Annotated in this window: 9 protein-coding genes; 6 read left to right on the top strand and 3 right to left on the bottom strand. The window is 72.6% G+C overall.

Annotated elements, in window-relative coordinates; translation table 11 throughout:
* Positions 1-18: 18 nt before the first annotated feature.
* Complete coding sequence (locus tag ACZ4D5_RS05065) at positions 19-1,545, bottom strand: HtaA domain-containing protein (RefSeq protein WP_467770937.1); 1,527 nt, start codon at positions 1,543-1,545, stop codon at positions 19-21.
* A gap of 78 nt (positions 1,546-1,623) precedes the next feature.
* Positions 1,624-3,090 (bottom strand): HtaA domain-containing protein, encoded by a 1,467-nt coding sequence (locus tag ACZ4D5_RS05060; protein WP_467770936.1) that lies wholly within the window; start codon positions 3,088-3,090, stop codon positions 1,624-1,626.
* A 158-nt stretch (positions 3,091-3,248) separates the two neighbouring features.
* Between ACZ4D5_RS05060 and ACZ4D5_RS05055 the strand changes: the two genes are divergently transcribed.
* The 6 genes from ACZ4D5_RS05055 to ACZ4D5_RS05030 all read left to right on the top strand — a co-directional run bounded on the left by ACZ4D5_RS05055 (position 3,249) and on the right by ACZ4D5_RS05030 (position 8,698).
* On the top strand, positions 3,249-4,265 hold the full coding sequence (locus tag ACZ4D5_RS05055; protein ID WP_467770935.1) for a heme/hemin ABC transporter substrate-binding protein: 1,017 nt from the start codon (positions 3,249-3,251) through the stop codon (positions 4,263-4,265).
* 71 nt (positions 4,266-4,336) lie between these two features.
* Positions 4,337-5,503 carry a FecCD family ABC transporter permease gene (locus ACZ4D5_RS05050; RefSeq protein ID WP_467770934.1) on the top strand — a complete coding sequence of 389 codons (1,167 nt, stop codon included), beginning with the start codon at positions 4,337-4,339 and terminating at the stop codon, positions 5,501-5,503.
* Entirely contained in the window at positions 5,500-6,375 is an 876-nt protein-coding gene (locus ACZ4D5_RS05045; RefSeq protein ID WP_467770933.1) for a heme ABC transporter ATP-binding protein, read from the top strand. Before ACZ4D5_RS05050 ends, ACZ4D5_RS05045 begins: the two co-directional genes overlap by 4 nt.
* 75 nt (positions 6,376-6,450) lie before the next feature.
* Positions 6,451-7,278 (top strand): FTR1 family protein, encoded by an 828-nt coding sequence (locus ACZ4D5_RS05040; protein WP_467770932.1) that lies wholly within the window; start codon positions 6,451-6,453, stop codon positions 7,276-7,278.
* 11 nt (positions 7,279-7,289) lie between these two features.
* A complete protein-coding gene (locus ACZ4D5_RS05035; RefSeq protein ID WP_467770931.1) occupies positions 7,290-7,628 on the top strand; it encodes a hypothetical protein in 339 nt (112 codons plus the stop codon).
* A gap of 83 nt (positions 7,629-7,711) precedes the next feature.
* Complete coding sequence (locus tag ACZ4D5_RS05030) at positions 7,712-8,698, top strand: SCO2278 family lipoprotein (protein ID WP_467770930.1); 987 nt, start codon at positions 7,712-7,714, stop codon at positions 8,696-8,698.
* A gap of 49 nt (positions 8,699-8,747) precedes the next feature.
* On the opposite strand, the gene ACZ4D5_RS05025 is transcribed toward ACZ4D5_RS05030, so the two are convergent.
* On the bottom strand, positions 8,748-9,473 hold the full coding sequence (locus tag ACZ4D5_RS05025) for a bifunctional DNA primase/polymerase (RefSeq protein WP_467770929.1): 726 nt from the start codon (positions 9,471-9,473) through the stop codon (positions 8,748-8,750).
* Positions 9,474-9,567 lie beyond the last annotated feature (94 nt).

Raw genomic sequence — 9,567 nt, 5'->3', positions numbered from 1 at the left:
ATTGAAGCATCACGCGCGTCACGCCACTTCGGTGCCCCGGCGGCGCCGCGCCACGACCACCGCGGCCGCGCCCGCCGCCGTCGCCAGGCCCGCCGCGCCGAGCAGCGCGGTCGAGGGGACGGAGGCGCCGGTGGACGCCAGCGAGCCGGAGCCGCCGACCGTGCCACCGCCACCCACGGAGCCGGAGCCCGTGGCGCCGCCGCCCGCCACCTCGGTGCCGATGTCACCGCCGCCGGACGGCAGGTCCGCGCCCGCCGTCGAGGACAGGGCGACCGTCACCGGGTCGATCTTCTGGCCCGCCTTGTACATGGAGCCGACGGCGCCGTTGGCGAACTGCTTGGCGCCGTCCGCGGTGAAGGCCGCGGGGACCTTGTCGAGCAGGACGACGCCGCCCTTGGCCTTGTACGAGGCCTTGGAGAGGTCGAGCGTCGCGAACTCGACGTCGTCGTTGGTGCCCTTGGGCGTGGTGACGTCGACCAGCAGGGTGCCCTTGGCGCCGTTCGCCCGCACCTTGATGTCGCTGAACTTCATGTCGATGCCGTGCGCCTTGTACGTGAAGCGGACGCTGCCGCCGAAGGACGCGTCGATCTTCCTGGCGCCGGAGTTCACGTCGGCCTTGCCGTACGGGAACCGGTAGCCGCCGGAGATCTTCTTCGCGCCGCCCGCGACGCTCACCTCGCCGCCGGTGGAGATGTAGGTGCGGAAGGACTTCTTCAGGCCCCAGGTGAGGCTGCCCTCGACGATCTTGTCTGCGGACTGGCCGCCGGGCGTTCCGGTGGGCCTGCCGGTGGGCTTGCCGGTCGGCTTCGTGGACTCCGTGGGGCCTTCCGTCGGCTTCGCGGACTCGGTGGGCTTCGCGGACTCGGTGGGCTTGGCCGACTCGGTCGGCTTCGGCGACTCGGTGGGCTTCTCGGTCACCGGGGCGCCGGGCGTCACCGCGAGCGTGGCCGGGTCGAGCTTCTCGCCCTCCTTGTACATGCCGTTGAAGGCCTTGGCGCCGTCCGCGGTGAGCGTCGCGGGGATGTCCTTGTAGACGATCGCGCCGCCCTCGCCCTGGCCGCCCGCGACCGCGCTCAGGTCCAGCTTCGCCAGGTCGATGTCGTTCTGGACGGCGCCGTTGAGGGTGACGTCGGCCCGGATCGCGCCGGTCTTGCCCTTGGTGTGGACCTTGACGTCGGCGATCTTGATGTCGAACCGGTGGACCGTGGAGGAGAAACGGACGTTGCCCTTGAAGGCGACGTCGGTGGCGTGCACTGCGGTGTCGTACGTCCCCTTGCCGCCGGTGAACGTGAACACCCCGTTGTCCGCGGCCTGCTGGGCCCCGTCCTTGGCCTCGATCTTGCCGTGGGCCATGCCGACGACGTACTTGCGGAAGGACTCCTTCACGCCCCACTGCAGCGTGCCGTCCTTGAGCTCCAGCTTCGGCGGGGCTGCGGGCTTGTCTCCGTCGGCGGCGAGCGCCGGCAGGGCCAGGGCGCTCGCACCGAGCGCGACGGCGGTGGCGACGGCCGCCGCGAGGGTTATGGGACGACGGGTGGGGGCCATGATCAGGCTTCTCCTTGAGACGTGAGGGGGGTGCGGGGGGCCGGTGACCGGCGAAGGGGCCGATGACCGGCGCGACGGTCAGGAGTCGGCGGAGCCGGAGCCGTCCGCGGTGCCCGGCGAGTCCGCCGCCGCGCGCTTCTTGCGCACGACGCCGAAGGCGACCGCCGCGGCGAGCAGCACCGCGATGCCGGCGCCGACGCCGATCGGCACGGCGTTCGACGAGGAGCCCTCGGAGTCCGCGGCGTTCTCGGTCCTCGGCTCCTTCGCCTCCTGCTTCCCGGGCTCCGGGGCGGGCTTCGCGGACGAGCCGAGGTCCGGCAGCGCGGGCAGCCGCGCGTCGGCGTCGAGGGCGACGGCGAGCGAGAGCGGGTCCATGGCGGAGCCCGCCTTGTACATGCCGCCGAACGCCTTGGCGCCGTCGGCGGTGAGCTTCGAGGGCACCTCGGTGAGGGAGACGAGGCCGTCCTTCGGCTTCAACTCCTGTGCGGCGAAGGTGATCAGCGGGGCGTTCTTCAGGGCGACGCCGCGGTCGCCCTTGCCCGCCACGTCCGCCGAGAGCGTGCCCTTGCCGTCCTTCACCTCGACGGCGACGCCGGAGAGCGTCAGGTCGAGGCCGTGCTCACCGGTGAAGCGGACGGCTCCGGCGAAGTCGGCGTCGAGGGTCTGCTTCTTCTCGTCGTACGTCCCTTCGCCCTCGGGGAAGCGGAAGAGCGCGCCCCCGTCCTGGGCGCCGGCGGACAGGGTCCACTCGCCCTTGGCGATGGACCCGGTGACGTACTCGCGGAAGGTGCGGCGCACGCCCCAGTCGACGGCGGCGTCCTCGATGCGGCCCGCCTTCGCCTTCCTGCCCTCGGACTTCCGGTCCTTCTTCTTGTCGGCGGGCTGGTCCGAGGGCTTCTTCGGGCCGGACGCCGCGGCGAGGTCCGTCGACAGGCTCACGGGGTCGAGCGCGGTGCCCGCCGTGTAGTACCCGGCGAAGGCCCTGGCGCCCTGCGAAGTCAGCGTCGCGGGAAGGTTGTCGAGGGCGATCGGTCCGGTGCCGCCCTTCATGTCGATGCCCGAGATGTTGAGCGAGGCGAGCGGCACCTGCGCGGTCGTGGTGACCTGGCCGGTGCCCTTCTCCTTGCTCACCATGTCGGCGTAGAGGGTGCCGGAGCCGCCGGAGATCTTGACGGTGGGGCGGCTGATCGTGAGGTCGAGCTCGTACGAGCCGCCCTTCTTGTGCCCGGTGAAGCGCACCCCGCCCGAGAAGGCGGCGTCGAAGGCCCCGCTGTCGGGGTCGTAGGAGCCCTTCGCCGAGTGGAAGCGGAACTGGCTGCCGCCGACCGTGGCGGCCCCGCCCCGCAGCGTCGAACTCCCTTGGGCGATGGGCCCGGTGACGTAGCTCTGGAAGGAGGACTTGATGCCCCAGTCGAGCCGTCCGCCCCGGACCGTGCGGTCCTCGGCGTGGGCGGCGGACGCCGGGAGCAGCGCTCCGACGACCGCGGTCAGCACGGCCACGACTCCGGCGCGTGCGGTGACGCGCGCCTGTCTCGACGACGGCATGGGGAGACCCCTCCAGGGCTAGCTAATGAGGTAAGGCTAACCTAAACTACGATCACTCCGGACTGGAACCCCACCAACCGGATCCCGGACACCTCGGGCCTCACGCGTCGGAGGCGTCAGACCTCAACAGCACGACAGGACGGTGGACTTCGGTGCGTATGCCGCGCTCACTCCGTATCGCCGGCGCGTGGGCCGCCGTACTCGCCCTCGGCCTCACCGGATGCGGAACGCCGGACGGCGGTGGCACACAGTCACCGAAGGCCGGGACGGAGGCGGCGGCCCACGCGCCCGACCGGGTCGAGCCCCTGAAGACCGCGCCGAAGCCCGCGCTCCCCGCCACCGTCACCTCCGCCGACGGCCACGAGGTGACGGTGAAGGACACCCGCCGCATCGTGCCGCTCACCGGCAGCCTGAACGAGATCGTCTTCACGCTGGGGCTCGGCAAGAACGTCGTCGCCCGCGACATCACCGCCACCTTCGAGCAGGCGAAGAAGCTGCCGGTGGTCACGCGCGCGCACGACGTCTCGGCGGAGAGCGTGCTCTCGCTCAAGCCGACCGTCGTCCTCGCGGACACCACGACCGGGCCCGCCGAGGCCATCGACCAGATCCGCGACGCGGGCGTCCCCCTCGTCGTGTTCGACCCGGCGAAGGGCCTCGACGACGTGAGCCCGCGCATCGAGGCGGTCGCCGAGGCGCTCGGCGTCGAGAAGTCGGGCGCCGAGCTGACCGAGCGCACGCAGCGGCGGATCGAGGCCGTCCGCGACACCATCCCGGCCTCGGCCCACAGGAAGAAGCCGCGGGTCGCCTTCCTGTACCTGCGCGGCTCGGCCTCCGTCTATCTGCTCGGCGGCCGCGATTCCGGGGCGGGTTCACTCCTGGAGGCGGCGGGCGCGGTGGACGCGGGCAAGGAGTCGGGGCTGAGGAAGGACTTCACCGCGATCACGAGCGAGGCGCTCGCCAAGGCCGCGCCCGACGCGATCCTCGTGATGACGAAGGGCCTGGAGTCGGTGAACGGCGTCGACGGCCTGCTGAAGGTCCCGGGCGTCGCCGAGACCCCAGCGGGCCTGGACCGCCGCGTCGTCTCGGTCGACGACGGCGTCCTCCTCAACTACGGCCCGCGGACCGACCAGGTGCTGAAGTCGCTGGTGGCGCAGTTGTACGGGGATGCCAAGTGAGCCTTGACGCCAAGTCATCGGACAGCAGGTCGTCAGACAACGGGTCCTCAGACAACGGGTTCTCGGACGGCATGTCCTCAGACAACCCGGACAGCAGGTCCTCAGACAAGCAGAGGGCCGAGTCCTCGGACAAGCAGACGCCCAGCTCCTCGGACAAGCAGACGCCCGGCTCCTCCGACAAGCAGACACCCACCCAAGCCCCCAGCCCCCACCGCAGCACCGCCCTCCCCCTGACCGTCGCCCTCGTCACCGCCCTCGTCCTCCTCTCGCTGCTCTCCGCCGGCATCGGCGCCTACGACATCCCCATCGGCGATGTCGTCTCCTCCATGCAGCACCGCGTCGGCATCGGCGGCACCCCGCTCGACCGGGTCGGGGAGAGCGTGCTGTGGAACGTGCGGCTGCCGCGCGTCGTGCTCGCGCTGCTCGTCGGCGCCTCGCTCGGCTGCGCGGGCGCGCTGATGCAGGGCGTGTTCGGCAATCCGCTGGCCGAGCCCGGCGTCATCGGGATCTCCTCGGGCGCGGCCGTCGGCGCCGTCGCCTCCATCGCGCTGGGCCTGAGTTTCTTCGGGAACTGGACGGTGACCGTCTGCGCGTTCGTCGCCGGGCTCGCGACCGTCCTGCTCGTGTACGCGATGTCGCGCGAGGGCGGCCGCACCGAGGTCGTCACGCTGATCCTCACCGGCATCGCCGTGAACGCCTTCGCGGGTGCGCTCATCGGCCTGTGCATCTTCTTCGCGGACAACGCGCAGATCAGCCAGATCACCTTCTGGCAGCTCGGCTCGCTCGCGCAGGCGACCTGGCCGAAGGTGCTCGCCGTGCTGCCGTGCGCGCTGCTCGGCCTCGCCGTCGCGCCCTTCCACTCAAGGAAGCTGGACCTGCTCGCGCTCGGCGAGCGGCCCGCCCGGCACCTGGGCGTGGACGTCGAGCGGCTGCGGCTCGTCCTCGTTCTCGTGGTGGCCCTGCTGACCGCGGCCGCCGTGGCCGTCGCCGGGATCATCACCTTCGTCGGCCTTCTCGTACCGCATCTGCTGCGGATGGCCGCGGGCCCCGGGCACCGCTTCCTCGTGCCCGGCAGCGCGCTCGGCGGGGCGCTCGTCCTGGTCGCGGCCGATCTGGCCGCGCGCACGGTGGCCGCACCCGCCGAGCTGCCGCTGGGGGTGCTCACCGCACTCTTCGGCAGCCCGTTCTTCTTCTGGCTGCTGCGCAGGACCCGTCGCAGGCAAGGGGGTTGGGCATGACCGGCCGGTTGGGCAGAAGGCTCCGCGAGGGCGGGTGGGGGCTCCCCCGCTCGTTCAGAGCTCGGGGAAGTGCGCCGCCCGGCCCCTTCGCCGCCGGTGACGTGCTGGCGCAGGCCGAGGGCCTGCGGGTGCGGCTCGGCGGGCGCGAGGTCCTGTGCGGGGTCTCGGTCGCCGCTCGCGCGGGCGAGGTGCTCGCCCTGGTCGGCCCCAACGGCGCGGGGAAGTCGACCCTGTTGGCCGCGCTCGCCGCCGACCTCCCGGCCGACGAGGGTGTCGTACGCGTCTGCGGTCGTCCCGCGGCCGACTGGCCCGCGCCCGACCTCGCCCTGCGCCGCGCCGTGTTGCCGCAGTCCGCCGCGCTCTCCTTCCCCTTCGCGGTCGAGGACGTCGTCCGGATGGGCCGCGCCCCCTGGGCGGGGAGGCGACCGGCGGACGACGACGACCGGATCGTGCGCGAGGCGATGGCGGCCACCGAGGTGGGCGAGTTCGCCGGGCGCCCCTTCTCCGCGCTCAGCGGCGGCGAGCGGGCCAGGGTCGCGCTGGCCCGTGTCCTCGCCCAGCGCGCCCCGCTGCTGCTGCTCGACGAGCCGACCGCCGCGCTCGACCTGCGCCACCAGGAGCTGGTCCTGCGGATCTGCCGGGAGCGCGCCGCCGCCGGTGACGCGGTCGTGGTGGTGCTGCACGACCTGGGTCTCGCGGCGGCGTACGCGGACCGGGTCGCCGTGCTGCGCCGCGGGGCCGTGGCGGCGGAGGGCGCCCCCGGCGACGTGTTCGGGGAAGCACTGCTCTCCGAGGTGTACCGGCAGCCCGTCGAGGTCTTCCCGCACCCGCGCACGGGCGCCCCCGTGGTCACGCCGCTCAGGGACGCCTGACCCCGAACCGGTGTTCCCCTGCCGCGGTTACGCTTCCCGTGGGGCAGGGGCCGGATCACCGGGGGGCGTCGATCGATGTACGAGAACTATCTGTTCGGGCTGCGCGGCGGCCTGGAGGCCGGCATGGTCGTCACGCTCCTCGTCGCGTACGCGGCACGGACCGGACGGCGGGAGACGCTGCCGTCCCTGTGGACCGGCGCCGGGGTCGCGGCGGCGCTCGCGCTCGGCTTCGGGTGCGCGCTGACCTTCGGCTCGCAGGAGCTGACGCCCCGGGCGCGGGAGACGCTCGGCGCCACCCTGTCGATCGCGGCCGCGGCCCTGCTGACGTGGGCCCTCCTCGCGATGCGGCGCGCGGGACCTCGTACGACGTGCCTGCTGACGGCGACCGCGTTCCTCGCCGTGGGCCGGGAGGGCCTGGAGACGTCCCTGTACGTGTGGGCGTCCGTGCGGACCTCCCTCGACGGCTCGCACGGGCCGCTCCTGGTCGTACTCCTGGGGCTGCTCACGGCGCTCGCGCTGTGCCTGCTGCTCCACAGGGGCGCGACCCTCGTCGCCCCCGGCACGTTCCTCACCTGGACCGGGGCGGTCCTGGCCGTCGTGGCGGCGGGTGTCCTCGCCCGCGGCGTCGGCGCCCTGCAGGAGGCCGAACTCCTGGGCGGCCCGCGGGAGATGGCGTTCGACCTCGGTGCGGTGATCCCGCCGGACAGCTGGTACGGGGCGCTGCTGCGGGGCGCCTTCGCCCTCCGGCCCGATCCGACGGTGGTCCAGGCCGCGGTCTGGCTGCCCTGGCTCGCAGCGCTTCTCGTGTCACTGCGTCTCATGTCGCCGCATCCCGTACCGATGTGTCTGGCCCCGAACTCCTGTGCCTATGATCGCCGTTCACCAGTCGATCATCACGAATGAGGAGTCCCCCCATGTCTCGCTCCCGGCTCGGGAAGTCCCTTGCCACCCTCACCGCCGCGACGGCCGTCGCGCTCGGCGCCTCGCTCATGACGGCCCCCACGGCCTCCGCGGTCGGCGGCAGCGCGTGCACCAAGAACGTCAAGAACCACAACATGATGGTCATCAACGTGGGCGCCACCGCGCGCTCGGGCCCGGGCAACGGCTACAGCAAGGTGAAGAGCCTGCAGTGGTTCGACCAGGTCCACGTCCGCTGCTACACGGTGAAGCGCGGCACCCAGTGGTACTACGGCGATCTGCCGGGCACCAGCAAGCGCGGCTGGGTCGACGCGATGCTCCTCCAGGAGAACTGACCCGCACCACGCACCCGCACCACGCACCCCTTCCGGGGCCCGATAAGGTTCGGGCCCTGGAAGGGGTAGGTGAGGGAATTCCGATGAGCAAGGTACGCAGGGTTCGCGGTCTGGGTCGGCCCGTCATGGCGTCGGCGGCGGTGACGGCTCTGGCGCTCACGGCGAGCGGATGCGTGACCGTGCACGGCGAGCGGGAGATCGTTCCCTCGGCCACCACGTCCGAGGCGCGGCGCGCGCTCAAGGAGTTCCTCACCGCGTACAACAAGGCGGACAAGGCCTACGATCCCGCCCTGGACGCCGCCCGCATCACCGGGCCGCTGGGCGCCATCAACCAGGGCGGCCTCACATCGCGCCGGGTGCAGAACCCGGACGGCAACCCCAAGCACGTGCCGCTGGAGCTCTCGGACGTGTCGTACGCGATCCCGAAGAAGGCCGGCTGGCCGCGCTGGTTCGTGGCCGACTCCAAGGCCAACCGCCGCTCGGACCTGCGCTGGCTGTGGGTCTTCACCAAGGGCGGCCCCGACCAGCTGTGGCGTGCCACCTACCTGAACCTGGTGTCGCCGGACAAGCTGCCGAAGCTGAAGAAGGACGAGGACGGCTTCGCCGAGCCGGTGGACGTGGCCGCGAAGGACCTCGCGCTCGCCCCCTCCGCGCTCGGCAGGGAGTACACGTCGTACCTGAAGTCGGGCGGCGACGCGTTCGCGCCGGGCGGCCACACGTCGGGCTGGAAGGCCTACCGCGACCGGAACTCCAAGCGGGCCGGTCTCGCCGTGCAGTACATCGACGAGCCGGAGAACGGCGGCACGTTCGCGCCGGTGGGTCTGCGCACCGAGGACGGCGGCGCGCTGGTGTTCTTCTCCACCCGCCACTACGAGAAGCAGACCGCGTCCAAGGGCCTGAGCCCGAAGGTCGAGGCGGACGCGAAGGCGCTGCTCAAGGGCGAGGTGAAGCAGTCCCTGATGCTGGACCGGGTCTCGAACCAGGTGGTCGTCGACCCGAAGAAGTCGGGCGGCGAGAAGGTGGCGTTCCTCGGCCGCATCCAGGGCCTGACGGGCGCCAAGGGCGAGTAGGTCCCGCCCCCGCGGCCGGTGGGTCCGCCCCCACGCCCGGTGTGCGGGCTCAGCCCCTCAACGGCCAGGCGGCGACGTCCTGTTGGGGCTCTCCCGCGACGCGCGCGCACTCGTCGGTGAGCGTCTCCAGGAGGGTCAGCGGGTCCGGCAGCGGGTGCTCGGGGCCGCGCGCCCAGCGGACCTGGAGGTCACCGGGGAGCCGGGCGGGCGGCACGAGGACGTAGCTGCCGCGGCAGTGCCAGCGCAGGCCCGGGTGCTCGTCCATCGTCTCGGGGTGGCAGTCCAGCTCGCAGGGCCACCACTCGTCCTCGTCCTCGGGGGTGCCGCGGGTGGCGGTGTAGAAGAGCATGCGGCCGTCGTCCGACTCGGCCACGGGGCCGACCTCGATGCCGGCGGCCAGGAGCCGCTCCAGGGCCGCGCGCCCGGCGTCCAGGGGTACGTCCAGGACGTCGTGGACCATGCCGGTCGCGGTGATGAAGTTGGCCTGCGGCTGGTGGCGGGCCCACCGCTCGATCTGGCCGCGGTCGGTCGTGGACTGCGTCTGCCAGGCGAAGGAGACGGGGTGCCTGGCGGGTGTGGGGCAGCCGATGCGGTCGCACGAACATCGGTACCCCGACGGATACGCGGCCGGGGCGAGCGGCAGTCCGGCCGCCGCGGCGGCGAGCAGCAGGTCCTCGCGGACCCGGTCATCCCCTGCCGTGTCCTTGGGACGGCGGCGAAGCCACTGGGAAATCCTGCCCTGCCCGCCGGACCGGCTGCCGAACTCCGCGCCCATCTAGCCCCTCACCTCGCCGTTGTGCCGAAAGCATGACCCATGGTCCCACCATCCTGCGCCTCGGGGGGCCGGAGCCCACATCCGGGGTAGCTGG

Source organism: Streptomyces sp. NPDC025651 (assembly GCF_055558735.1).
Note: the sequence above shows the minus strand (reverse complement) of the source record. Positions and strands in the feature narration are given on the sequence as shown.